The sequence below is a fragment of the Streptomyces sp. NPDC043908 genome (assembly GCF_056435525.1).
Map to the genome: position 1 here is coordinate 340,306 of NZ_JBWKEI010000001.1, position 23,793 is coordinate 364,098.

The following is a 23,793-nucleotide window of genomic DNA, read 5'->3' on the forward strand; positions in this document are numbered from 1 at the left end:
AGGACATGGCACCTGAGGAGGACCCCGCGACTTCGGCCGTGCGAGGGATTACCTCCCGGTTCCCGCTTCCTAGGGTCGTTTCCGTCGACGCCCCACACGGGGAAGGGCCGGTATGTCGGAGAAGCCCGGAGGTGGCCGTCGGGAGCAAGTCGCACGACCGGTGGCTGGCGCTGGGCGAGATGCAGTTCGCCTACCTGCGGGAGCACGGGCTCCGCCCGGGCCAGCGCATGCTGGACATCGGCTGCGGGAACCTGCGGGCCGGCTGGCGCTTCATCGCCTACCTGGAGCCCGGCCACTACTACGGCATCGACATATCGCCCGACTTCACCTTCGACCGCACGGAGGGCGCCGAGCACCAGGTGCTGCGCGAGGACTTCTACTACCGCACCGCCACGCTCGTCGCACTCGCCGAGAAGCACGGCCTTGCCGCGCGGTTCATGGACGACTGGGAGATCCGCGAGCACGGTCAGTCCAAGATCCGCGTCACACACCGGTCCGGCTGAGCGCCCAGCGGCGTACACAAGGGGCGTACGGGGCGATGCGTCAACCGGGCGGGGGCGGCCCCCGCCCCCGCCCCGTGCGGCGAGGCCCCCCGCCTCGTAGAGTCTGGTGACATGACATCCATTGCCGTCTCTCCTGCCGACGCCCTCGACTCCCTCCTCGCCGGAAACCGGCGCTTCGTGGCCGGGGCCCCGCGCCACCCCAACCAGGACGCCGCGCGGCGGGCCGAGCTCGCGCCGGCGCAGAAGCCCTTCGCGGTGCTGCTGGGATGTTCCGACTCCCGGCTGGCCGCCGAGATCATCTTCGACCAGGGCCTCGGCGACCTGTTCGTGGTCCGCACCGCCGGCCACGTCCTGGGTCCGGAGGTCCTGGGCAGCATCGAATACGGCACCAGCGTGCTGGACTGCCGCCTCGTCGTGGTCCTCGGGCACGACTCGTGCGGCGCCGTCGCGGCCGCCCGCGCCGCCGTGGAGGGCGGTCTGCCGGCCGGCGGGTACGTCCGGGACGTCGTCGAGCGCGTCACCCCCAGCGTGCTGGCGGCCCGGGCCGCCGGGCTCACCTCCGACAGCGACCACATCGACGCGCACATACAGCACACCGTGGACCTGCTCCTGGACCGCTCCCGGGTGCTGGCCGACCAGGTCGCCTCCGGCCACACCGGCGTCGTGGGACTCGCCTACCAGCTCGCCGAGGGCAGCGCCCGTCTCGTCACCGCGCACGGCATCCCCGACCCGGCGGCGTCCACCCCCCTCTCCGCCTGAGCGGCTCCGCCCGATTCCGCGGTCACCCGGGGGGCAACGCCCATTGCCCCCCGAAGCACCCTGTCGATAGCCTGTGTTCGTCATTCCGGTCGTTGACCGGAGTTTCGAACACAGAGGGTGGGGTGGCGGCCATGGGGCGACTCGTGCCGGCGGTGGCCAGGGCGCTGGACGTGCTGGAACTCTTCCTGGAGAGCGAAGCGCCGCTCTCCGCGCCCGACGTCATGCGCAGACTCGGTCTGCCACGCACGACGGTCCACGAACTGGTCAGCACCCTGGCCGCCCGCTCCTACCTGGCGCCGGCGCCCGGGCAGCCGGGACGCTACCGGCTGGGCGTGCGCACCTACCAGCTCGGCAGCCGGTACGCCGAACAGCTCGACCTCGCCGCCGAAGGGCAGCAGGTGGCCCGCGAGGTGGCCCTCACCTGCGACGAGACCGTCCATGTGGCCATCCTGGAGCACACCGACGTCATCTACATCGCCAAGGTCGACTCCACCCACGCCGTCCGGATGGTCTCGGCGGCCGGGCGCCGGCTGCCCGCCCACTGCACCTCCGTCGGCAAGATGCTCCTCGCCTCGCTCCCGGAGGCGGAGCTCGACGCCCGGATCACCGGCGGCGAACTCGTCGCCATGACCCCCGACAGCATCACCGACCCCGCCGCGCTGCGCGCCGCGCTGGCCGAGATCCGGGCCCGGGGGACGGCCTTCGAGCACCGGGAGTCCAATCCGGACGTCAGCTGTGTGGCCGCCCCCGTCCACGACAGCGCGGGCCGGGTCGTCGCCGCGCTGTCCATCTCCGTACCGATGATCAGGTGGACCGAGGCCCGCGAGGCGGAACTCGCCGAGCTGGCGCTCAAGGGCGCCGGCGACCTGTCCGTGCGGCTCGGCCACCGGGGCGCACGATGAACCCTGACGTGGCGGTACGGGAGGAGGCGGAACTCGGGGAGGGGCCCACCTGGGACCCGGCGGCCGGCCGGCTGATCTGGGTGGACATCCTGGCGTCGCGGATCCACACCTACGAGCCGGGCAGCGGGCGGCGCACGGTTCTGGCGACCGGGCAGCACGTCGGCGCCGCCAAGCCGCGCGCGGGCGGCGGCCTCGTCGTCAACCTCCGCGACGGCGTCGGGCTCTACGGCCCCGGCGGCGCCTTCTCCTGGCTGCTGCGCGACCCCGTGCCCGGGCGGCGCGGCAACGACGCGGCGGTCGCACCGGACGGCGCCCTGTGGGCGGGCACGATGCGCTACGACGAGGCGAGCGGCGGCGGCTCCCTCACCCGGATCACCGGCGACGGCGCGGCCACGGCCGTGCCCGGCCCGGTGACGGTCAGCAACGGCACCGGCTGGAGCCCCGACGGACGGCTCATGTACTACGTCGACAGCCCGACCCGGCGGATCGACGTCTTCGACTTCGACGGGCACCTCGCCCACGACCGACGGCCGTTCGCGGTGATCGGCGACGAGGACGGCTTCCCCGACGGGCTCACCGTCGACGCGGAGGGCGGCGTGTGGGTGGCGCTGTGGGACGGGGGCGCGCTGCGCCGCTACGGCCCCGACGGCACGCTCGACCTAGTGGTCGAGCTGCCGGTGCGCCGCCCCACCGCCTGCGCCTTCGGCGGTGCGGACCTCACCGACCTCTACGTCACCAGCGCCCGTACCGGTCTGCCCCGGCCGCACCCGCTCTGCGGGGCGCTGCTGGTGCTGCCCGGTATCGGGCGCGGGCTGCCGGGTACCGCCTTCGCCGGGTGACGTCCGGGTGACGTCCGGGCGCAGGCGGTACCCGCGGTGATTCAGCGCGTCGAGAAGGCGTGCACCGTCGACGACCGGTACGTCTCGCCCGGGCGCAGCACCGTGGACGGGAAGGCGGGGTGGTTGGGCGCGTCCGGGAAGTGCTGCGACTCCAGGCAGAGGGCGTCGCCCTGGCGGTAGACGCGGCCCGAGGTGCCCACCAGCGTGCCGTCCAGGAAGTTGCCGCTGTAGAACTGCATGCCCGGCTCGGTGGTGAACATCCTCATCACCCGGCCGGAGCGCGGTTCGGCGAGCGTGAGCGCGTACTCGGGCTCCGGTGTGCTGCCCTTGTCCAGCACCCAGTTGTGGTCGAACCCCTTGCCGTACAGGAGCTGTTGGTGGCCCTGGCGGATGTCACGGCCGATCGGCTTCGTACGCCGGAAGTCGAACGGGGTCCGCGAGACGCGGGCCAGCTCACCGGTCGGTATGAGGCCCGAGTCGACCGGGGTGTAGCGCTCGGCGGCCAGTTCGAGGGTGTGGTCGTAGACGGGGCCGCTGCCCTCGCCGGCCAGGTTGAAGTAGGTGTGGCTGGTGAGGTTGACGACGGTCGCCCGGTCGGTGGTCGCCTCGTAGTCGATGCGCCACTCGCCGCGCGCCGTGAGGGTGTAGGTGACCTGGACCTTCAGGGTGCCGGGGTAGCCCATCTCGCCGTCCGGCGAGATCCGGGAGAGCACGAGGCCGGTGCGGGAGCCGTGGGTGAAGGGCTCCACGTGCCACATCTGCTTGTCGAAGCCCTTGGTGCCGCCGTGCAGGCTGTTCTCGCCGTCGTTGAGGGGCAGTTGGTAGGGATGCCCGTCGAGGGTGAACCTGCCCGCCGCGATGCGGTTGCCGTAGCGGCCGATGAGACCGCCGAAGTACGGGGACTTGGCCACGTAGTCGGCGAGGTTGTCGAAGCCGAGGGCGATGTTGGCGGTGCGGCCGTGCCGGTCGGGCACGTCGAGGCGGTGCACGATCCCGCCGTAGGAGAGGACGTCCAGGCGGACGCCTCCGTTGCTGACGGTCCACCGGTGGACGGGGGTGCCGTCGTCCAGGGTGCCGAAGAGCGTCCTGGTGGGGGTGCGGCCCTGCGCGGCCCGGGCGGTGCCCAGGTTCGTCGCCGCCACACCGGCGGCCAGGCCGACGGCCATCACCGTACGTCTGCTGGTGTTCATCCGCGTACTCCTTCGAGGGATCGTGGGGGTGTCATGAACCGACCTTGCGTTTGTTCCAGACGTCGAAGCCCACCGCGGCCAGCAGGACGAAGCCCTTGATGACCTGCTGGTAGTCGGTGCCGACGCCGACCAGCGACATACCGTTGTTGAGCACGCCGAGCACCAGACCGCCGATGATGGCGCCCAGGACCGTGCCGACGCCGCCGCTCATCGAGGCACCGCCGATGAAGGCCGCCGCGATGGCCTCCAGCTCGAAGTTGACGCCGGCGTTGGGTGTGCCGGCGTTCAGCCGTGCCGCGAAGACGACACCGGCGAGCGCCGCGAGGACGCCCATGTTCACGAAGACCAGGAAGGTGACGCGCTTGTCCTTGACGCCGGAGAGCTTCGCCGCGGCCTGGTTGCCGCCGAGCGCGTACACGTGCCGTCCCACGACCGCGTTGCGCATCACGAAGCCCAGTCCGATGAGCAGGGCGGCCAGCAGGAGCAGCACCACCGGCACACCCCGGTAGCTGGCCAGGGTCAGGGTGAAGGCGAGGACGGCCGCGGCCATCGCCACGCACTTGGTGAGGAACAGGCCCCGCGGCAGCACGTCGAGTTCGTACGCCTGCTCGCGCCGCCGGGAGCGCACCTCCTGGATCAGGACCACGGCGGTGAGGGTGAGCCCCAGCAGGACCGTGAGGTTGTGGTAGTTGGTGTCGGGGCCGACTTCCGGAAGGTATCCGGTGGAGATCTTCTGGAAGCCCTCGGGGAACGGGCCGAGCGAGCGCGACCCGAGCAGGATCTGGGTGCCGCCCCGGAAGAGCAGCATCCCGGCGAGGGTGACGATGAAGGACGGGATGCCCACGTACGCGATCCAGAACCCCTGCCAGGCGCCCGCCACACCGCCGATCGCGAGCGCCACGGCCAGCGCGACCACCCAGGGCACGTGGTGCTCGACCATCATCACCGCGCAGGCCGCGGAGACGAAGGCCGCGAGCGAGCCCACGGACAGGTCGATGTGGCCGGCGATGATGACGATCACCATGCCGATGGCGAGGACCAGGATGTAGCTGTTCTGGAGGACCAGGTTGGTGACGTTGTTGGGCTTGAGCAGGACGCCGTCGGTCCATATCTGGAACAGCACGACGATCAGTCCGAGCGCGACCAGCATCCCGTACTGGCGCATGTTGCGGCGGGCCGCTTCGAGGAGCAGCGCCCCGGTGGGGGAGCGCGGCGGCTCGGGAGTCCGCGGGGGGCTGGGGGCGGCGTCGGTGGTGACCGGACCCATATCTGCTACCTCTTGTTCGTGGTGTCGTTCGTGGTCATGAGGCGCATCAGCACTTCCTGGGTCGCGTCCGCGCGGGCGGTCTCACCGGTGAGACGGCCGGCCGCCATCGTGTAGACGCGGTCGCACATGCCGAGGAGTTCGGGCAGTTCGGAGGAGATGAAGACGACCGCCTTGCCCTGGGCGGCCAGCTGGTCGACGACGGTGTAGATCTCGTACTTGGCGCCCACGTCGATACCGCGGGTGGGCTCGTCGAGGATCAGCACATCCGGACCCGCGAAGATCCACTTGCTGAGGACGACCTTCTGCTGGTTGCCGCCGGACAGGCGCCCGACCGGCTCGAAGACGGTCGGGGCCTTGATGCCCATGGAGGTGCGGTAGGACTCGGCGACCCGCCGCTCCTCGTGCTCGTCGACGATCCCGCGCCGGGACACCTTGTCCAGGGCGCCCAGGGTGATGTTGCGGCTGATGGTGTCGATGAGGTTGAGCCCGTAGTGCTTGCGGTCCTCGGTGACGTACGCGATGCCGTGGCCGACCGCCTCGGGGACGGTCTTCGTCCGGATGGGACGGCCGTCCTTCCACACCGTGCCGCTGATGTTGCGGCCGTAGGAGCGGCCGAAGACGCTCATGGCCAGCTCGGTGCGGCCCGCGCCCATCAGTCCCGCGATGCCCACGATCTCGCCCCGCCGCACGTGGAGGCTGACGTCGTCGACGACCTTGCGCTGCTGGTCGATGGGGTGGTGCACGGTCCAGTCCCGCACCTCAAGGGCGGGGTGGGCGCCCGGGTCGCCCGCGTAGGGGGTGCGCGGCGGGAAGCGGTGGTCGAGGTCCCGGCCCACCATCGAGCGGATGATCCGCTCCTCGGTGGTGTCCGGGGCCTTCACGTCGAGGGTCTCGATCGTCCTGCCGTCGCGCAGGACGGTGACCGAGTCGGCGACCGCCGCGATCTCGTTGAGCTTGTGCGAGATGATGATCGAGGCGATGCCCTGCGCCTTCAACTCCAGGATGAGGTCGAGGAGATGGGCGCTGTCCTCGTCGTTGAGGGCGGCCGTCGGCTCGTCCAGGATCAGCAGCCGCACCTCCTTGGAGAGGGCCTTGGCGATCTCCACCAGCTGCTGCTTGCCGACGCCGATGTCCGCCACCCTGGTCTGCGGATGCTCGCGCAGCCCCACCCGCTTCATCAGCCGCGCCGCGTGCTTGAGCGTCGCGCCCCAGCTCACGATGCCGCGGGTGGCGTGCTCGTTGCCGAGGAAGATGTTCTCGGCGATGGAGAGGTACGGGACGAGGGCCAGCTCCTGGTGGATGATGACGATCCCGCGCGCCTCGCTGGCCCGCATGTCCTTGAACGCGCAGGGCTCGCCCTGGAAGAGGATCTCGCCCTCGTAGCTGCCGTGCGGGTGGACACCGCTGAGGACCTTCATCAGGGTGGACTTGCCCGCGCCGTTCTCACCGCAGATGGCGTGCACCTCACCGGGCGCCACGGTGAGCGAGACGTCGGAGAGCGCCCGGACGCCCGGGAACGTCTTGACGATGGAGCGCATCTCCAGGATGGGCGCCTCGTTGTCCCCCCTGGCTCCCCCGGCCCCCCTGTTCGGGCCGCTCACTTCAGGTCACTCGCCTTGATGTAGCCCGAGTCGACCAGCACCGACTGGTAGTTGGACTTGTCGACGCTGACCGGGTTGAGCAGGAAGGCGGGCACGACCTTCTTCTCGTTGTCGTACGTCTTGGTGTCGTTGACCTGCGGCGTCTTGCCGGTGAGCACCGCGTCGGCCATCTGCACGGCCTGTTTGGCCAGGGCCCGGGTGTCCTTGTAGACGGTCTGTGCCTGGTCCCCGGCGATGATGGACTTCACGGACGCGACCTCGGCGTCCTGCCCGGTGACGACCGGGTAGGGCTTGGCGGCGGTGCCGTAGCCGCCGGAGCGCAGGGCGGACAGGATGCCGATGGAGATCCCGTCGTACGGGGAGAGGACGGCGTCCACGCGTTCGGTGGAGTACGCCTTGGTCAGCAGGTCGTCCATGCGCTTCTGCGCGGTGGCGCCGTCCCAGCGGAGCGTGGTCACCTGGTTGAGCCGGGTCTGGCCGCTCCGTACGACCAGCTGCTTCTTGTCGATGTAGGGCTGGAGGGTCTTGAGGGCGCCCTGGAAGAAGTAGCGGGTGTTGTTGTCGTCGGGCGAGCCGGCGAACAGCTCGATGTTGAAGGGGCCCTTGCCGCCGCCCTGCTGGGGGTCCTTCAGCCCCAGCTTGTCGACGATGTAGGTCGCCTGGAGCACGCCGACCTTCTCGTTGTCGAAGGAGGCGTAGTAGTCGACGTTGGGCGAGCCCAGGATCAGGCGGTCGTAGGAGATCACCTTGATGTGCTGGTCGGCGGCCTGCTTGAGGACGTCGCTGAGGGCGCGTCCGTCGATCGCCGCGATCACCAGGGCGTCCACACCCTTGGTGATCATGTTCTCGAGCTGGGCGACCTGCTGGTCGACGCTGTCCTCGCCGTACTGGAGGTCGGTCTTGTAGCCGAGCGCCTGGAACTGCTGGGCCATGTTGTTCCCGTCGGCGATCCAGCGCTCGGAGGACTTGGTCGGCATGGCGATGCCGATCGTCGCTCCCTTGCCGCCCTTGGGGGTGGCCTTGCCGCCGCCCTCGCTGTCCTGTCCGCAGGCGGTGAGGGCGAGGGCGAGCACTCCGGCGGTGAGGGCGAGTGCGGCTGGTCGGATGCGGCGCATGGTCATCAGTCCTTCGGGTTCGCGGGGAAGCGGTGGAGGGCGCCGGGGCGGCGGGAGCCGAGCGGGGACATACCGCCGTCGGCGCCGAGGCGGGCGAGCAGGTCGAGGACGAGCCGGCCCCTGCGGACCCGCTCGCGGGCCGTGTGCAGGGCGGTGTCGCGCAGATGGGCGCCGTAGGGGTAGATGCCGGGCGCCTTGGAGAGGCCGAACTTGAGGTAGAGCGGGGCGGCGCGGCGGATCAGCTCGGCCGCCTCGTACATCCGCACATAGCCGCCGAGATCGTCCGGCGCCTCGATGTAGAGGTCGAGCGGCACCCTGGAGACGCGCCTGACCTCGGTGAAGTGGGCGGCCGTCAGATCGGAGGGGACGTTGACGGAGTCGGCGCCCAACTGCTCGTAGACGGCGACGGACGCCGGGTTGACCGGGCCGATCAGCGCGGACACCTTGAGGGTGGTCTCGGCGGGCAGCAGACCGGCCTCGCGCATCCGGTGCAGGCTCCACAGCACGCCCTCGTCCGCCACGAGCAGGCAGCGCACCCCCAACTCGGCCGCCCGCAGGGCGTCTTCGACGCACCCGGCGAGCGCGTCATGGCCCCGTGCGCGCAGCCCCGCGCCACCGGAGTCGGTACGGACGGAGGCGCCGCTGTCCCAGGTGCCGCGCGGCCCGGTGAACAGGCAGAGCTCGATGTCGCGCTCGGCGCAGCCCTCCACCATCTCGGTGATCTCGGTGTCGGAGAGCATCCACACCCCGCTGCCCTGGCTGACGCGGTGCACGGGCACGTCGAGGCGGGAGGCCTCCTTCAGGACGACGGCGAGCGCCTCGGGGCCCTCGACGGAGGGGATCTCGGTGCGCCAGGTGCCCCCGTCGGGAAACGTGTGCGGGGAGGAGTCGGCGGGGTTGTCGCGGGGCGCGGCCAGGCCCAGGGCGGCGAGGGCCGGTTCGCCCGGTCGGCGGGGCCCCTCGGGGCCCGGGCGGGGGTCGGTTGCTGGTGCGTCGGTCACAGGCGGGTTCCTTGTACGGAGAGTCGTGCGCATACGGGAGGGTCGAGCGTGTTCGGTATGTCGAACGAGGTTCGGGTCATAGGGGACGGGAAAGCGCCGCGGCGCCCGGCACGGCGACGCCTCAGGGGCGCAGCAGCACCTTTCCGGTCTTCGGGTCACCGCCTCCGACCAGCGCGAGGGCGTCGGTGTACCGCTCCAGCGGGAACTCGTGCGTGATCAGCTCCGCCGGGTCGATGAGCCCCGTGCTGTAGGCGCGTACGGCGAACGACCAGGCGGCCGAGGGGGCGCCGAAGACGCTCCGCACGGTGAGCTGGCTCACCGACAGACGCACCGGGTCGATGCCCAGCGCGCCTTCGGCGAACATCCCGGTGAGCACCACCCGGCCCCCGCGCCGCGCGAGGAGGCAGGCGTCGGCGGCCGTGGTGCGCGCGCCGGCCGTCTCCACGACCAGGTCGTAGTAGCCGTGCGCCTCGCCGGAGTGGACGGGCGTACGGGCCTCGGTCGCCCCCATGCGGCAGGCGAGCTCGGCCCGGTCGAGCCGGGGGTCGATCACGGTCAGCTCGGCGGGGGAGGAGGCGGCGAGGAGCTGCACCGCGAGCAGTCCGAGCGTCCCCGCCCCGACCACCGCGATCCGCTCGCCCGCCTCCGGCGCCCCGGCCCGCACGGCGGCGGCGACCACGGCGGCGGGCTCCAGCAGGGCCGCGCCGCGCAGATCGACGTCGTCCGGCAGCAGGTGCAGCAGCCGGGCGGGCACCACCACGTGATCGGCGAAGGCGCCGGGATGGGTGAAGCCGGTCTCCGCGTACGCGGCGGCGCACAGGGACGTCTCCGCGTTCCGGCACCGCTCGCAGGTCCCGCAGAAACGGAACCCCTCGGCGACCGTCTTGCGGCCCACCAGCGCGGGATCGACCCCGGCCCCGGCCGCGACGACGGTCCCGGACCACTCGTGGCCCGGGGTGACGGGGTAGCGCACGTAGTCGGGGGCGCGCCGGCCCTCGTACACCTCGCGGTCGCTCATGCACACCCCGGCGGCGGCGACCTCGACGAGTACCTCGCCGGGGCCGGCCTGGGGGCGCGGCACGGTGATCAGTCGGTGGGTGCCGGGCGCGTCGACGACGATGGCGCGGCTGGTCGCCCGGGGCCCGCCGTCCGGTGCGGTACCGCCCAGGAAGCCCTTGGCCTCGCGGCTGTTCATCCCGCCGCCCCGGAGAACTTGGGGGCGCGCTTCTCCCAGCCCTCGGCCCAGAGGTCGAACCGGGCCTGCTGCTGCGGGAATTCGGCCGCCGCGTCCACGTCGAGCTCCACGCCCAGACCCGGGGCGTGCGACAGCTCGAAGTAGCCGTCGACGACCTGCGGGGCCCCCTTGACGACCTTCTTGATCTCGGCGTCCGCGAAGTCGTTGAAGTGTTCCAGGATCTTGAAGTTGGGTGTGCAGCCCGCCACTTGGAGGCTGGCGGCGGTGAGGACCGGGCCGCCGACGTTGTGGGGCGCGACGAGCATGTAGTGCGTCTCGGCCGTGGCGGCGAGCTTGCGGGTCTCCAGGATGCCGCCGATGTGGCCCACGTCGGGCTGGATGATGTCGACGGCCTGCGACTCGAACAGCTCCCTGAACTCGATGCGGTCGTGGATGCGTTCGCCGGTCGCGACCGGGATGTCCACCTTGGCGGCGACCTTCTCCAGGGCCTTGAGGTTCTCCGGCGGCACCGGCTCCTCCAGCCAGGCGGGGGCGAACGGGGCGAGGTCGCGGGCCAGCCGGACCGCCGTGGACGGCGAGAACCGCCCGTGCATCTCCAGCATCAGCTCGGTCTCGGGGCCGATCGCGTCCCGTACGGCCTCGATCAGGGACACGGCGTACCGGGTCTGCCGGTGGTCGAGTTCGTAGTGGCCGGTGCCGAAGGGGTCGATCTTCAGCGCCCGGTAGCCGCGCTCGACCACCGCGCGGGCCGCCTTGTGGTAGGCCTCGGGGGTGCGCTCGGTGGTGTACCAGCCGTTGGCGTACGCCTTGACGCGGTCCGTCACCTTCCCGCCGAGCAGCTGCCAGACGGGGACGCCGAGCGCCTTGCCCTTGATGTCCCAGCAGGCCATCTCGACGACCGCGATACCGGACATCACGATCTCGCCCGCGCGCCCGTAGTCGCCGTACTTCATCCGGCGCACCAGGTCCTCGATCGCGAACGGGTCCGAGCCCGCGATGTGGTTGGCCTCGGCCTCGCGCAGATAGCCGAGGAGCGCGTCGGTGTGGCCCAGCATCCGCGTCTCGCCGACTCCGGTGAGGCCCTCGTCGGTGTGGACCTGGACGTAGGTGAGGTTGCGCCAGGGAGTCCCGACGACATGTGTGCTGATTCCGGTGATTCGCAAGGCAGTTGCTCCCGAGGATGCGGCCGTACCGTTCGATATTTCGTCATGCGTTCGAAATGTTGGCGTGACGGTAATGACGCGCGGTGGCGGGTGTCAATGGGTCGCGCGGGAACCGTTCCCGGGTCGTGGCAGGTGGCGAGCTCCGTGAGCGTCGCGTCGCCGCCCGGGTGTTGACGCCGGACCGGCCCGGGCGGAATGCTCCCCCCGGACCCTCGCCCGACGAACCGAGGTCTCCGGGCAGGGATGGCCCGGCTCTCGGCCCCCGGCCCCGGCCGCCGTGACGACCGGGGTGAAATACCCTTGTTGTCCGACCGCGTCACCTTCGCGCAGGGGTGCAAACCGGCGAGTCGTGCACATCGGACGCCCAGGGGACCCGGTGGCACCGGTCACCCACCGCTGCCTCATGATGACGCACATGTCCCACACTTCCAGGCGCAGCCTGCTCGGTATCTTCGCGGCCTCGGCCGCCACCGTTCCACTCGGCGCCGTCGCCGCCGCTCCGGCGCGCGCCGCCGTCTCCACCGTCTCCACCGGTTCCGCCGCCTCCCTCGCGGCGCCCGCCGGGCTCGCCTCGCCGCGCTCCTCGGTCACGCTGCCGCCGCTGAACGCCTCCTACTTCAGCGGGCTGACCCTGGACGCCCCCCTCGCCACCGCCGTCCTTTCGGGCACCCCGGCCCGGACCGAGGTCACCTCGGGCGGCAAGCGGGTCGCCCTGTTGACGCACGGCGCCCGTACCGTGGTCCTGCCGGGCCCCGTGCGGACGTTCACGGAGAACAAGAAGTCCTTCGTGGACGACTTCGTACGCACCCTGCCGGACCTCACGCTGCCCGAGGCCGACCGCGTGTACTGGGGTACCTCCCCGGGCGGCGGCAGCTGGTCGACGCTGGGACCCGCCGTCACCGACTACTCGGTCACGCCCGGCGCCGGTGTCATCAGCCTGACCACCGACTACGCCAGCCGCCACGTCACCCTGCGCGACGGCGAGATCACGGACTTCGACGCGCGGTCCGTGGCGCACTTCGACAAGGTGCCCACCGGCCAGGCGTGCTCCTACGCCCTGTCCTTCGGCTACCAGGACACCAGCAACAACTACCGGGCCCGGCTGTCCTTCCTGACGACCGGCGCGGTCGAGCTGCGCGTGGAGAAGGAGGTCGCCGACAAGGTCGACCTGCTCGCGGGCTCCAGCGCGCTCACCCTCGCCACGGGCGTGGGCGCGGGCACCGACTGGACGATACGGGTGCGCCGCGAGGGCACCCGTATCCAGGTGAAGGCCTGGCGCACGGCCTCCGCGGAACCGGCCGCGTGGAACGTCGACCTCAGCGACGACACCTTCGGCCGCAAGGGACGGGTCGGTCTGCGCGCACTGGCCAACGACGGCTGCACCAACCTGCCGGTCAAGCTCTCCGTGAAGCGCTTCCAGGTGGACCAGTCGACCTGGGCCACGCCGCCGAGCGTCACGCACGGCGACTGGGTGCGGGTGCTGCCCGAGCCCTTCGACGGGACCTGGACGCCGGACCTGGAGAAGACGATCCGCGCCTGGGCCGGCTCCACGGCCCCGGACGTCCTGGCGTACGCGGCGATGTTCCTCGCCGACGGGCCCGCGGTCACCAGCGGCTCCGGGCCCGCCAAGGACAAGCAGGTCCTGGGCGAGGCGGGGTACGGCTATCTCGACCCGCACGGCTTCCGCTACGAGGGCGCCGACTTCCACGAGTACATGGGCACCGGCTGGACCTTCCCCGACGGCACCTACACTGGCCCGTCCAGCAAGCAGGTCGGCAATCTGGACTGCTCCGGCTTCACCCGCATGGTGTACGGCTACCACATGGGCGTACCGATGGCGGCGGGGCAGGACACCTCCCGCACCCGGCTGCCGCGCAAGTCGCGGGACATGGTGGACTACGCGCCCGGTACGCGCATCGACCGGACCGACGGGACCAACCCGCCCGCGGCGGCGCTGCTCCAGCCCGGTGACCTGGTGCTGTTCAACGCCGACTCCGGCGACGACAACCCCACCGTCACCATCGACCACGTCGGTATCTACCTGGGCCTGGACGCCGCAGGTCAGCGCCGCTTCGTCTCCAGCCGCAAGACGAACAACGGTCCCACCATGGCCGACCTGGGCGGCGCCTCGCTGCTGGACGGCACCGGTACGTACGCCAAGAAGCTGCACACCGTCCACCGCGTCTGAGGTGTGAGCGTGCGGGACGCCCGGGCCGTGCGGGAAGCGCGGCCCGGGCGTCCGGGTGCCCGGTCAGTACGGGAGCGGGCGCCCGCTGGGAGTGCGCAGGTCCAGGGGCGGCCTGGGGGAGGGCGGCCGAGGCCGCCGGATCACTGTCTGTCGCATCACCATCACCACCTGAACCGGGCCGGACCACCGACCCCTCGGGTTCACCCCTGTCCGGGAGGTGGATACCCCGTTATCCGGGGCGCACTCATCCGCGCCCGGTGCGAGGCAGCGGACATGACCGGCCGGGCGCCGGGGCGCCCGGCGCAAGGCAGGGGGAGCGAACCCGGAAAGCGGCCTGCGCGGCGCCACGGGTCTCGGCTGAGCGACGCGTGAGAAGCGGGCGGAGAAGTACCGCGTCGCCTGACGCGCTGTCAGGGACGCTATGGGGCACGGCGGATGGAGCGCGCCCCCGTCCGGCGCGGACCCGTGCTGCGGTTACGCGGGCTGGTTGGTGACGTAGAAGCCGGGGTCGTGGATGGGGGTGATCTCGGCCTTCTCGCCCTGCGCGGCCAGCCATTCGGCGCGCAGGCGCGCGGCCTCGTCGTCGGCCTGGGAGGCCGGGACGAGACGGCCGTCCGGGGTCAGACGCATCGGCGTGTCGCCCGCGGGGCGCCAGTCGAACCGGGCGGCGATCTTGAAAAGGTCCTCCTGGGTGAGGGGACCGCCGTTGTCCTTCTCGGCCTGGAGCGCGGTGGGGTGGTAGTCCTCGTAACCGCCGGGCATGTGCAGGGTCAGGAAGTGGCAGCCCTCGCCGGGCGGCGTGGCCCAGGTGTGGCGCGTGCCGCTGGTGATGTGCGCGAGGGCGCGCGGACGCAGCTCCACGACCTCGTCGTCGACCTGGACCAGGAGGGTGCCGGAGACGACGTAGTAGGTCTCCGTCGACTCGGCGTGGGTGTGCAGCGGAGGGCCCGACCAGGCCGGGCCCTGGCGGGTTTCCACCCAGGAGGCCGCTTGGCCGGTCATCTTGCTGGAGAGGACGATCTCGAACCCGCGGCGGCCTTCGGGACGTTGGCCGGGGAGGACGATGTGCGTCATAGGAGGGCTTCTCTTTCCGCTTGATAATGGCTTGAGTTCTGATCTACCCCACAGCGGGCCTGTTCGTCTGCGGGCAGTCGTCCGCAGTCGAACGCACGCGCCCCTGCCCGCCCGGCACGCTTCCGGCGGCGGCTGGGACGCCCGTCACCTCGTGGGATCCGCCCGAGAAGACCCGGGTGGCGCTTTCCGGAAGTCGCCCTGACGGGGGCGCGCCTGTGGTGAGGTGGGCTTCCTGACCGTTCTCCCTGTCAATGGAGCCTGCCGTGTCCCGTTCCCCGCAGGAAATCTTCCGGTCCTTCGTCCACGCCGGCACGCTGACGCGGAACGCCGACGCCCTTGCCGAACTGTTTACCGAGGACGGCGTCTTCGAGGCGCCGCTCGTGGAGCCCGGCGCGGCCTTCCCCCGGCGTCTGGAGGGGCGCGAGCAGATCCGCGCCGCCATGGCGGCGTACTACGAGCGGCAGCCGAAGGGCATGGGTGCGCCGAGCGCGGAGAAGTCCGGGTACGTGCTGCATGTCACCGGCGACCCCGACGTGTTCATCGCCGAGATCGACGCGGTCTTCGAGGAGGACGCCGGGGACAGGTCCGTCTCCCTGGTCCAGATCTTCCGTATCCGCGACGGCAGGATCGCCCGGATGCGCGACTACTTCGCCCCCGGTGAAGTGAGTTGAGGACTGCGCCTCCCCGGGGCGGATGCTGCCCGCCGCGTCGGCCCCCGTGGGACGCGTGCGCCGAAGACGGGCGGCTCCGCCGCGGCCCGCCGCTCGCGCAGCCGGTCCCGGCGACCGCCGCCGCTTCCTCTCAGGCGTCCCGCCGCACCGGCCGCGTCCACAGCAGCACCGCCGTGGTGGCCGCCAGCAGCGCGACGCACCCGCTGAAGATCAGCCCCGACGGGCGCAGGCCCAGCGTGACCGCCATGGCCCCCACCCCCACCACGGGGATCGAGATCGCCACGTACAGCACGACGAACAGCGCCGAGGTGATCTCCGCCCGCCGTTCGGGCGGGCTGTGCGCGCCCACCTCGGTGACCCCGGCCCGGAACGACAGGCCCTGGCCCGCGCCCGCGGTGAGCGCCCCCGCCACCAGCAGGGGCAGCGAGGCCGCGAGCAGCGCCCAGGAGATCAGCGCCATACCGGCCACCAGGACCACACAGCCCCACGGCAGCGCCCGGCGCACCCCGACCCGTCCCATCAGCAGCTGACCGGCCGTAGACGCGGCGAAGACCGAGAAGACCACCGTGCCGGACACCGCGGGTTCGCTCACTCCCACGACCTCGCTCAGGAAGCTCGGGGCCACCGATGTGAACAGACCCATGGTGGCGAACCCGGCGAAGCCCGCCATGGCCGCCGGGACGAACGCCGGGCGCACCGACGGGGGCACGCGCAGCCGTCGCGGGCGGCGCGACCTGCCGCCGCGGTCCCGTACCGTCTCCGGGATCAGCAGGACGCCGACGACGCCCGCCGCGACGAGGGCCAGGTCCACGAGGAAGACCTGGCGCAGCGGATCGGAGGCGAACTGGGCGATGAGCCCCGCCAGCAGCGGGCCGCTGCCCAGGCCGCCCATGTTGGCCGCGGTGGCGAGCAGTGTGGCCGACGCGGCCCGCCGCGCCGGGGCGAGCTCCACCACGGCGGCGGTCGCGGTGCCCGTGAACAGGCCCGCCGAAAGACCCGACAGCACCCGCCCCGCGAACAGCTCCGGCAGCCCCTGCTCGAAGAGGAAGCACAGCGCGCTCAGCGCCGACGCCACCAGCCCCGCCAGCAGGACCGGCCGCCGACCCACGGAGTCCGACAACTGCCCCAGCAGGAGCAGCGCCACGATGACCCCGACGGCGTACACCGCGAAGATCACGGTCACCATGAACGAGGAGAACCCCAACTCACGCTGGTACATGCGGTACAGCGGAGTGGGCAGGGTCGTGCCGCACATCGCGACGGCGAAGGCGTAGGCGGCCACGGCGAACGGCAGGCCGCGCCCGCTGCCGCCCGGGCCAGGACCGGCGTCGTCCGCTTCGCGCGCGGATACGTGGTTGCTCACCCGCGACTGCCTATCAGGAAGATCGCGGCGAGGACCGCGCGCCCCGCGCACCGGCGGCCATGACGCACCGGCTGGGCGAAGGCGGGGACCGGGCCGGGCCCCGAGGGGGTGCGGCCGGGACCGGGCGATGGGGCCGGGTCGGGGCCGGAGCCTCATGTGTCCGGGGCCAGGGCCCGCCGACGGTATGAGGGCATCCATCCGTTCTCGGGCCCCGTGCCCGGTCTGCGAGTTCCCTCATGTGCTCCTCCTCTCCCCCCGTAGCCCTCGACCGGAGCGTCGGCTCCGGCCCCGCCCGCGTCCCCCTCCAGATACGGGCCGGTGCCGCCTCGTGGGAGGAGCTGACCGGTATCGCCCGGCGGCTGGCGGCCGACCGGTTCGTGGTCGTCTCCGACCGGGGCGTCCCGGCCGCGCACGCCCACCGCGTCCTGCACCACCTCGGCGCCGCCGCCCCCACCCGCCTGGTGCGGGTGGGCGGCACGGACGCGCTGGGGACCGGGGACGTCACCGCCGGGTCCGTCGTCGTGGCCCTCGGGGGTACGAGCGTCCTCGACGCCGCCGGTCCGGTGGCCGCGCGCACCGGCCGGGGCCCCCTGCTGCTGCCGACCACCCTGCCCGCCGTGCTGGACACGGCACTGTCGCTGGTCGGCCCCGCCGGGCCGCGCCGGGTGCCGGTCCTGGTCCGCGCCCAGCTGGAGTTCCTCGACACCCTGGCCCCCGGCGCCGTGCGGCCGGGTCTGTACGCCCTGGTCAGGAATGTGCTGGCGGTGTGCCCCGGCTCCTTCGACCAGGTCTGCGCCCGGCTGCGGCCGGACGGCCGGTACGACACGAGCGCGCTGGTCTCCTTCATCGCGCTCTGCGCCGACGCCCGGGCCGCGATGACCTGCTACGACCCGCTGGAGGACGGCCCGGCCGGAGCGCTGCGCTACGGGCACGCGGTGGCCGACGCCCTGCGCGCCCTGGGCGTGGGGGCGCTGCGGTACGGCGACGCCGTGGCCCAGGGCCTGCTCGTGGCCGCCCGCTGCGCCCGCCGGATGGGGCTGCTCGACGCGGAGGGGGAGGCCGCCCACCGCGAGCTGCTCGCCCGCTGGGGCGCGCCCGACGCGCTGCCCGCGCCCGTGACCGCCGAGGACGTCCTGGGAGTCCTGCTGCGCCCGCCCCACGGAGACGGCCCGCGCCCCGGTAAGGACCCGCACCCCGGTAAGGACCCGGAGCGCGCCCTCGGCATGGTGCTCCTCGACGCCCTGGGGCAGCCCCACGTCCGCGGTGGCCGCACCGTCACCGCGGTCGCCCCGGACGTCGTACGCGACGGTCTGGAGGCGGTCGCCGGGACGGCGGACCAGCTGGGGTCCCGCCCCGGCGGCCGGGACCGGACCGGGACCCGGCCGGGACCGTCGTCTCATGTGCCCGGGGCGTCGGGACCCGCAGCGTAGTGAGGGACATATCCGCCCCACCACCCACCACCCACCGCCTCCTGTGAGGAGAACCCTCGTGACCACCCTGGCCCCCCGTTCCTCCCACGGCCTGTTCACCTCGGGCGAGCCGGTCCGCTCCTGGACCGTGAGCACCGCCAAGCCCGTCCGCTACGAGGTGGGCTTCACCCCGGACGTCCTGGACCCGCGCAACCCCGCGCTCGCGGGCGCGGGAGTCCCCGGCGGCGGCCCCGCCCCGCGCCGCCGGCTCCTGGTCGTGGAGACCACCGTCGACGAGCTGTACGGTGACCGGCTGCGCGCCTACGCGGCCGCGCGCGGGCTGGACTTCGACATCCACGTACTGACCGCCCACGAGCAGCTCAAGACGATGGACGCCGTCTTCTCGGTGGCCGGGGCGATGGACCGGTTCGGCATCGCCCGGCGCAGCGAGCCGGTCGTCGCCCTCGGCGGCGGAGTCCTGATGGACGTCGTCGGCCTGGCATGCGGCCTCTACCGCCGCAGCACCCCGTACGTCCGCGTGCCCACCACGCTGATCGGCCTGGTCGACGCGGGCGTCGGGGCGAAGACCGGGGTGAACTTCGGACCGCACAAGAACCGGCTCGGCACCTACCACCCGGCCGCCCTGACGCTCCTCGACCCGCGCTTCCTGGCCACCCTCGACCGGCGGCACCTGAGCAACGGCATGGCCGAGATCCTCAAGATCGCGCTGATCAAGGACCGGGAGCTGTTCGCCCTCCTGGAGGCCCACGGCGGCCGGCTGGTCGGCGAGCGCTTCCAGGGTGGCGACCGGCGGGGGGACCCCGCCGTGCGGGACGTCCTCGGCCGGGCGGTGCACGGCATGCTGGAGGAGCTCCAGGGCAACCTCTGGGAGAGCGAGCTGGAGCGGGTCGTCGACTACGGCCACTCCTTCAGCCCGACGCTGGAGATGCGGGCCCTGCCCGAGCTGCTGCACGGCGAGGCCGTGTGCGTCGACATGGCCCTGACCACGCTGATCGCCGAAGGGCGCGGGCTGGTGGCGCCGGTGGAGAGCCGGCGGATCCTGGACGCGATGCGCGGTCTCGGACTGCCCGTGTGGCACCAGCTGTGTGAACCGGGCCTGCTGGGCGAGGCGTTGGCCGACACCGTCCGCCACCGCGACGGCAGCCAGCGGCTTCCGCTGCCCACCGGTATCGGTGCGGCCGTCTTCGTCGACGACGTCACCCCCGGGGAACTGGCCGAAGCGGCCCGGCGCCTGAAGTCGGCCCACACGGCGGGCGGGGCGGCCGGTCATGCGTGAGGCGATCGTCGTCGCGGACGTCCGCGAACCGGCCGACGTGCACGGCGTGCACGCCTCCGAAGGACTCTCGCGCTGGACGTGCCTGGCCCGCCGCACCGGGCTGCACGGCCGGTGGGAGGCGGTCGAGTGGGCGTGGCTGCCACCCGGCGGCGTCAGCGGCGAACACCGGCACACCCGCACCGAGGAGCTGTACTTCGTCCTCGAAGGCGAGGGCGAGATCACCCTCGACGGCCACCCCCACCCCGTCCGGCCCGGCACGGCCGTCCTCACCGCCCTCGGCCGCAGCCACGGACTGCGCAACACCGCGCGAACGCCGCTGTCCTGGCTCGTCATCGAAGTCCCGGCCCCACCCCCCACGAAGGAGACCGCCATGCCCGACCCGGCCCGCACCACCCACGCCGTCATCACCGACCTGCGCCGGGCCGGACCCGTGGACGCCGCCGGCGTCCTCACCGGCCCCCTGCGCACCGTACGCGTGAGCTGTCTCCTCCCGAGGGAGACGGCCCGGCTGGCGGCCCAGGACGTCGAACACACCGTGTACGTCACCGACGGCGCCGGCACCGCCGAGGTCGGGGCGGCCGGCGTGGCCCTGGCTCCCGGAGTCTCCCTGACCCTGCCCCTGGGCACCGAGTGCCGCCTCCGGGCGGGCCCCGAGGGGCTGGAGTACTTCCACGCCGTCCTGGACGTCCCCAGAGAGGAGCACCCGTGATCGTCAACGCGAGCCGCCGCACGGCCGCCCTCCACACCGGCGGCCCGAGCCCCCTCCGCGTCCGCTGCCTGGCCCGGCGCGGCATGCTGCACAGCGAGTGCGAGGCCGTCGACCGGGTGAGCCTGGCGCCCCACGCGCGGTACGACCTCGTGGGCCGGGACGACGCCGAAGCCGCCTGGTACGTCCTGGACGGCCCGCTCACCCTCCACCGGCCCGGCGCCCCGCCCGCCGGCACCGCGCTCGGCGCCCGCGACCTGCTCCTGGCCCCCACCGCCCAGGACGTCACGCTGCGGGCCGGACCCCGGGGCGCCGAACTGCTGTGCCTGACCCTCACCCCCGACGCCGTCGCCCGGCGCCTGCCACCCCGTACCCCCGACACCACCCAGGAGCGGACATGACCACCGACCCACCCACCGCACCGGCCCCTTCGCGCGTCCCCGGGCTGCGGGCGGTCCACCACATCGGCTTCACCGTGCCCCGCCTCGACGACGCCGTCGCCTTCTTCACCGAGGTCCTGGGCGCCGAGGAGGCCTACCGCACCGGACCCGTCGCCGCCGCCGACGACTGGATGCGGCGCCAACTCGGCGTCGACCCCCGTGCCACCGTCCACATCGCCATGCTGCGGCTGGGCCCGGCCCTCAACGTCGAACTCTTCGAGTACACCGGACCCGGCCGGCACCGGCCGATGCCCCGCAACAGCGACGTCGGCGGCCACCATCTCGCGCTGTGGACGGACGACTTCGACGCCAGTGTCCGCCGGCTCGCCGCCACCCCCGGCGTACGGATGCTCGGCGAGCCGCAGGAGGTCGGCGAGGGGCCCATCCGCGGCACCCGGTGGGTGTACCTCACCACCCCCTGGGGCCTGCACCTCGAACTTGTCCACGCCCCCCGCCACCAGCCCTACGAGGAGCACACCGCCGTACGCCTGTACCGGCCGGAACCGCCGCACGAGAGGAGAGGGACATGAACGGGATCTGGGGGCCCGGCACGCCGCCGGTGGTCCGCCACGACGCCACGCGCTACGACGCCGACGTCCTCGTGGTCGGCTCCGGCGCCGGGGGAGCGGCGGTGGCCTGGGCCCTCGCCGGGACCGGCGCACGCGTCCTGGTCGTCGAGCGCGGCGGCTTCCTGCCACGCGAGGAGGCCAACTGGTCCCCGCGGGCCGTCTTCGGCGACGGCCGCTACCGCAACGCCGAGCCCTGGCACACCACCGGCGGCAAGGCCTTCACCCCCGCCACCCACTACTACGTCGGCGGCACCACCAAGGTGTACGGGGCGAGCCTGCCGAGGCTGCGCGAGGACGACTTCGACGCGGTCGAGCACCTGGACGGCACCTCGCCGGCCTGGCCCTTCGACTACGGCGACCTGGAACCCTTCTACGCCGAGGCCGAACGCCTCTACCGGGTGCACGGCCAAGACGGCCACGACCCCACCGGGCCGGCCCGGTCCCGGCCCTACCCCCACCCGCCCGTCACCCACGCGCCCCGCATCGCGGAGTTGCAGGGGCGGCTGCGTGACCAGGGACTCCACCCCCATCCGCTGGAACTCGGCGTCGACCTGGCCGACGGCGGGACCTGCGAACGCTGCGGCACCTGCGACGGCTTCCCGTGCCGCGTCGGCGCCAAGAGCGACGCCGAGACCCGCGCCCTGCGCCCCGCCCTGCGCGCCCCCACGGTCCGGCTGCTCACCCACACGTACGTCTCCCGGCTGCGCACCGATCCCTCCGGACGCACGGTCACCACCGTCGAGGCCACCAGGAACGGCCGCCCCGTCACGCTCACGGCCGGAACCGTCGTCGTCTCCTGCGGAGCCGTCAACTCCGCGGCGCTGCTGCTGCGTTCGGCGAACAGCGCCCACCCGTCGGGGCTCGCCAACGGCAGCGGCCTGGTGGGGCGCAACCTGATGCTGCACCACAACAGCGTGCTGATGGCCGTCGACCCGCGCCGGATCAACCCCTCGGTCTTCCAGAAGACCCTCGCCGTCAACGACTTCTACCGGGCCGGCGCCCGCACCCCCCACCCGCTCGGCAACCTCCAGCTGATGGGCAAGGTCCACCCCGCCGCCATGGCGACCGCGCACCCGCGCGTACCCCGCCGGATCCTGGATGGACTGGCGGCGCACAGCGTCGACTGGTGGCTCATCTCCGAGGACCTGCCGCGCCCGGAGAACCGGGTCCTGCTCGGCCCCGGCGGCGGCGTCACCCTCGACTGGCACCCCGTCAACACCCGCGCCCACCGGCGTCTGGTGCGCGAGGGGGCCCGGATGATGCGCCGGGCCGGATACCCGCTCGTCCTCACCCACCGCATGGGCGTCGAACACACCGGCCACCAGTGCGGCACGGTCCTCGCCGGCCACGACCCCGCCCGCTCGGTCCTCGACCCGTACTGCCGCAGCCACGAGGTCCGCAACCTGTTCGTCGTCGACGGCGGCTTCTTCCCCTCCTCCGCCGCCGTCAACCCCACCCTGACCATCGTCGCCCAGGCGCTGCGCGCGGCCCGCGGCGACGCCGTCCTGCCCTGACCCCGAAGGAGCGCCACCATGTCACTGCACCGCCTGTCCTCCGTCACCATCGGCGTCCCCGACCCCGCGGCGACCGCCCCGTACTACACCGAACTCGGCCTGCGGGCCGGGGAGAACGGCTGGTTCGCCACCCGGGACGGCGGCCGGCAGCTGCGGATCGTCGCGGCCCCCACCCGCCGCCTGGTCGAGATGCGCGTCGGCGTCGACGACCCCGACGACCTCGACGCCGCCGCGGCCCGGCTGCGCCGCATGGGCATCGCCGCGGTGCGCGGACCCGGCCCGACCCTGACCGCGGCCGACCCCGTCACCGGGGCCCGCGCCGTCCTCCAGATCGAACCGCGCCCCGCCCCGCTCCCCACACCCCCCACCCCCTACAACGGACCCGGGCGCACCGAGCGCACCACCGGCCGGGCCCCGGGCCTGCTGCGCCCCGACCGGGTGCGACCCAGCAAGCTGGGGCACGCGGTCCTGGGCACCCCCGACCCCCGGGCGACCGCGGCCTTCTTCGGCGACGGCCTCGGCTTCAGGACCAGCGACTCGCTGGGCGACGCCGGATCGTTCCTGCGCTGCACCACCGACCACCACAACCTCCTGGTGCTGAGGGCGCCCGTGCCCTTCCTGCACCACACCTCCTGGCAGGTGGACGACGTCGACGACATCGGGCGCGGCGCCATGGCGATGCTGGAGGACCACCCCGAACGCCATGTCTGGGGCTTCGGCCGCCACCACATCGGCTCCAACTTCTTCTGGTACCTCAAGGACCCGGCGGGCAACTTCACGGAGTACTACTCCGACATGGACTGCATCGTCGACGACCAGCTGTGGGACCCGGAGGTCTTCGACGTCAACGAGAGCTTCTTCAGCTGGGGCCAGCCGCCCCCGCCCTCGTGGATCGCGCCGGAGGACATGGCCGCGCTGATGACCGGCACCCACCGGGCCTGACCGCGCCCCGGCCGGGCGCCGCCTGCGACGGCGCCCGGCGAGCGGCGAAACCGGGGATCGCCCCGGGCGGCCGTTAACGTCGCCC

At 72.8% G+C, this 23,793-nt stretch carries 21 protein-coding genes and 1 pseudogene; 13 read left to right on the top strand and 9 right to left on the bottom strand.

What is annotated here, in order from left to right; genetic code table 11:
* Positions 1–119 precede the first annotated feature (119 nt).
* From AC069K_RS01585 to AC069K_RS01600, 4 genes and pseudogenes are all read left to right on the top strand, one after another.
* Positions 120–503, top strand: a pseudogene (locus tag AC069K_RS01585) (class I SAM-dependent methyltransferase); the annotation flags it as partial.
* Positions 504–614: 111 nt separating this feature from the next.
* Entirely contained in the window at positions 615–1,262 is a 648-nt protein-coding gene (locus AC069K_RS01590; RefSeq protein ID WP_365104546.1) for a carbonic anhydrase, read from the top strand.
* Between the two features lie 131 nt (positions 1,263–1,393).
* Entirely contained in the window at positions 1,394–2,164 is a 771-nt protein-coding gene (locus AC069K_RS01595; protein WP_365104543.1) for an IclR family transcriptional regulator, read from the top strand.
* The gene (locus AC069K_RS01600) at positions 2,161–3,003 is read left to right on the top strand and encodes an SMP-30/gluconolactonase/LRE family protein (protein ID WP_478610970.1); all 843 of its coding nucleotides are present in this window, start codon (positions 2,161–2,163) and stop codon (positions 3,001–3,003) included. The genes AC069K_RS01595 and AC069K_RS01600 overlap by 4 nt, the downstream gene beginning before the upstream one ends.
* 41 nt (positions 3,004–3,044) lie before the next feature.
* On the opposite strand, the gene AC069K_RS01605 is transcribed toward AC069K_RS01600, so the two are convergent.
* The 7 genes from AC069K_RS01605 to AC069K_RS01635 all read right to left on the bottom strand — a co-directional run bounded on the left by AC069K_RS01605 (position 3,045) and on the right by AC069K_RS01635 (position 11,535).
* Positions 3,045–4,193 (bottom strand): aldose epimerase family protein, encoded by a 1,149-nt coding sequence (locus AC069K_RS01605; RefSeq protein WP_478610973.1) that lies wholly within the window; start codon positions 4,191–4,193, stop codon positions 3,045–3,047.
* Positions 4,194–4,224: 31 nt separating this feature from the next.
* A complete protein-coding gene (mmsB, locus tag AC069K_RS01610) occupies positions 4,225–5,460 on the bottom strand; it encodes a multiple monosaccharide ABC transporter permease (RefSeq protein WP_358835435.1) in 1,236 nt (411 codons plus the stop codon).
* Positions 5,461–5,465: 5 nt separating this feature from the next.
* Positions 5,466–6,998, bottom strand: a complete 1,533-nt coding sequence (gene mmsA, locus AC069K_RS01615) for a multiple monosaccharide ABC transporter ATP-binding protein (RefSeq protein ID WP_358835442.1) — start codon at positions 6,996–6,998, stop codon at positions 5,466–5,468.
* Between the two features lie 59 nt (positions 6,999–7,057).
* On the bottom strand, positions 7,058–8,176 hold the full coding sequence (gene chvE, locus AC069K_RS01620) for a multiple monosaccharide ABC transporter substrate-binding protein (RefSeq protein ID WP_478610977.1): 1,119 nt from the start codon (positions 8,174–8,176) through the stop codon (positions 7,058–7,060).
* A gap of 5 nt (positions 8,177–8,181) precedes the next feature.
* Positions 8,182–9,177: a hypothetical protein gene (locus AC069K_RS01625; protein WP_478610980.1), complete on the bottom strand. Its 996-nt coding sequence runs from the start codon at positions 9,175–9,177 to the stop codon at positions 8,182–8,184.
* A 121-nt stretch (positions 9,178–9,298) separates the two neighbouring features.
* Entirely contained in the window at positions 9,299–10,372 is a 1,074-nt protein-coding gene (locus AC069K_RS01630; protein ID WP_478610983.1) for a zinc-dependent alcohol dehydrogenase, read from the bottom strand.
* Positions 10,369–11,535: a mandelate racemase/muconate lactonizing enzyme family protein gene (locus tag AC069K_RS01635; RefSeq protein ID WP_478610986.1), complete on the bottom strand. Its 1,167-nt coding sequence runs from the start codon at positions 11,533–11,535 to the stop codon at positions 10,369–10,371. The genes AC069K_RS01630 and AC069K_RS01635 overlap by 4 nt, the downstream gene beginning before the upstream one ends.
* A 415-nt stretch (positions 11,536–11,950) precedes the next feature.
* Here AC069K_RS01635 and AC069K_RS01640 point away from each other — a divergent pair, with 415 nt between their 5' ends.
* The gene (locus AC069K_RS01640) at positions 11,951–13,723 is read left to right on the top strand and encodes an NlpC/P60 family protein (RefSeq protein WP_365104522.1); all 1,773 of its coding nucleotides are present in this window, start codon (positions 11,951–11,953) and stop codon (positions 13,721–13,723) included.
* A gap of 474 nt (positions 13,724–14,197) precedes the next feature.
* Here the strand turns inward: AC069K_RS01640 and AC069K_RS01645 are convergent, their stop codons facing one another.
* Positions 14,198–14,797, bottom strand: coding sequence for a cupin domain-containing protein (locus AC069K_RS01645; protein ID WP_358837603.1), 600 nt, complete (start codon positions 14,795–14,797; stop codon positions 14,198–14,200).
* Positions 14,798–15,060: 263 nt separating this feature from the next.
* Here AC069K_RS01645 and AC069K_RS01650 point away from each other — a divergent pair, with 263 nt between their 5' ends.
* Positions 15,061–15,468 carry a nuclear transport factor 2 family protein gene (locus AC069K_RS01650; protein WP_478610991.1) on the top strand — a complete coding sequence of 136 codons (408 nt, stop codon included), beginning with the start codon at positions 15,061–15,063 and terminating at the stop codon, positions 15,466–15,468.
* A gap of 130 nt (positions 15,469–15,598) precedes the next feature.
* Here the strand turns inward: AC069K_RS01650 and AC069K_RS01655 are convergent, their stop codons facing one another.
* Complete coding sequence (locus AC069K_RS01655; RefSeq protein ID WP_478610994.1) at positions 15,599–16,831, bottom strand: MFS transporter; 1,233 nt, start codon at positions 16,829–16,831, stop codon at positions 15,599–15,601.
* Positions 16,832–17,067: 236 nt separating this feature from the next.
* Here AC069K_RS01655 and AC069K_RS01660 point away from each other — a divergent pair, with 236 nt between their 5' ends.
* Genes AC069K_RS01660 through AC069K_RS01690 form a run of 7 tightly spaced genes read left to right on the top strand, consistent with a single transcriptional unit; the run spans position 17,068 to position 23,708 of the window.
* The gene (locus AC069K_RS01660) at positions 17,068–18,261 is read left to right on the top strand and encodes a 3-dehydroquinate synthase family protein (RefSeq protein ID WP_478610997.1); all 1,194 of its coding nucleotides are present in this window, start codon (positions 17,068–17,070) and stop codon (positions 18,259–18,261) included.
* A 58-nt stretch (positions 18,262–18,319) separates the two neighbouring features.
* On the top strand, positions 18,320–19,537 hold the full coding sequence (locus AC069K_RS01665) for a sedoheptulose 7-phosphate cyclase (protein WP_478611000.1): 1,218 nt from the start codon (positions 18,320–18,322) through the stop codon (positions 19,535–19,537).
* Positions 19,530–20,246: a cupin domain-containing protein gene (locus tag AC069K_RS01670; RefSeq protein WP_478611003.1), complete on the top strand. Its 717-nt coding sequence runs from the start codon at positions 19,530–19,532 to the stop codon at positions 20,244–20,246. Before AC069K_RS01665 ends, AC069K_RS01670 begins: the two co-directional genes overlap by 8 nt.
* Positions 20,243–20,644: a hypothetical protein gene (locus AC069K_RS01675; RefSeq protein ID WP_478611005.1), complete on the top strand. Its 402-nt coding sequence runs from the start codon at positions 20,243–20,245 to the stop codon at positions 20,642–20,644. Before AC069K_RS01670 ends, AC069K_RS01675 begins: the two co-directional genes overlap by 4 nt.
* Positions 20,641–21,213: a VOC family protein gene (locus tag AC069K_RS01680; RefSeq protein ID WP_478611008.1), complete on the top strand. Its 573-nt coding sequence runs from the start codon at positions 20,641–20,643 to the stop codon at positions 21,211–21,213. Before AC069K_RS01675 ends, AC069K_RS01680 begins: the two co-directional genes overlap by 4 nt.
* Positions 21,210–22,766 (top strand): FAD-dependent oxidoreductase, encoded by a 1,557-nt coding sequence (locus tag AC069K_RS01685; protein ID WP_478611011.1) that lies wholly within the window; start codon positions 21,210–21,212, stop codon positions 22,764–22,766. The genes AC069K_RS01680 and AC069K_RS01685 overlap by 4 nt, the downstream gene beginning before the upstream one ends.
* Before the next feature lie 18 nt (positions 22,767–22,784).
* Positions 22,785–23,708, top strand: coding sequence for a VOC family protein (locus tag AC069K_RS01690; RefSeq protein ID WP_478611014.1), 924 nt, complete (start codon positions 22,785–22,787; stop codon positions 23,706–23,708).
* Positions 23,709–23,793 lie beyond the last annotated feature (85 nt).

Excerpts from the sequence above, each read along its gene's own strand:
- chvE (WP_478610977.1), bottom strand. The coding sequence starts at position 8,176 with ATGCGCCGCATCCGACCAGCCGCACTCGCCCTCACCGCCGGAGTGCTC.
- mmsA (WP_358835442.1), bottom strand. The coding sequence starts at position 6,998 with ATGCGCTCCATCGTCAAGACGTTCCCGGGCGTCCGGGCGCTCTCCGAC.
- AC069K_RS01645 (WP_358837603.1), bottom strand. The coding sequence starts at position 14,797 with ATGACGCACATCGTCCTCCCCGGCCAACGTCCCGAAGGCCGCCGCGGG.
- AC069K_RS01640 (WP_365104522.1), top strand. The coding sequence starts at position 11,951 with ATGTCCCACACTTCCAGGCGCAGCCTGCTCGGTATCTTCGCGGCCTCG.
- AC069K_RS01595 (WP_365104543.1), top strand. The coding sequence starts at position 1,394 with ATGGGGCGACTCGTGCCGGCGGTGGCCAGGGCGCTGGACGTGCTGGAA.
- AC069K_RS01660 (WP_478610997.1), top strand. The coding sequence starts at position 17,068 with ATGTGCTCCTCCTCTCCCCCCGTAGCCCTCGACCGGAGCGTCGGCTCC.
- AC069K_RS01670 (WP_478611003.1), top strand. The coding sequence starts at position 19,530 with ATGCGTGAGGCGATCGTCGTCGCGGACGTCCGCGAACCGGCCGACGTG.
- AC069K_RS01605 (WP_478610973.1), bottom strand. The coding sequence starts at position 4,193 with ATGAACACCAGCAGACGTACGGTGATGGCCGTCGGCCTGGCCGCCGGT.
- mmsB (WP_358835435.1), bottom strand. The coding sequence starts at position 5,460 with ATGGGTCCGGTCACCACCGACGCCGCCCCCAGCCCCCCGCGGACTCCC.
- AC069K_RS01600 (WP_478610970.1), top strand. The coding sequence starts at position 2,161 with ATGAACCCTGACGTGGCGGTACGGGAGGAGGCGGAACTCGGGGAGGGG.
- AC069K_RS01690 (WP_478611014.1), top strand. The coding sequence starts at position 22,785 with ATGTCACTGCACCGCCTGTCCTCCGTCACCATCGGCGTCCCCGACCCC.
- AC069K_RS01630 (WP_478610983.1), bottom strand. The coding sequence starts at position 10,372 with ATGAACAGCCGCGAGGCCAAGGGCTTCCTGGGCGGTACCGCACCGGAC.
- AC069K_RS01590 (WP_365104546.1), top strand. The coding sequence starts at position 615 with ATGACATCCATTGCCGTCTCTCCTGCCGACGCCCTCGACTCCCTCCTC.
- AC069K_RS01680 (WP_478611008.1), top strand. The coding sequence starts at position 20,641 with ATGACCACCGACCCACCCACCGCACCGGCCCCTTCGCGCGTCCCCGGG.
- AC069K_RS01685 (WP_478611011.1), top strand. The coding sequence starts at position 21,210 with ATGAACGGGATCTGGGGGCCCGGCACGCCGCCGGTGGTCCGCCACGAC.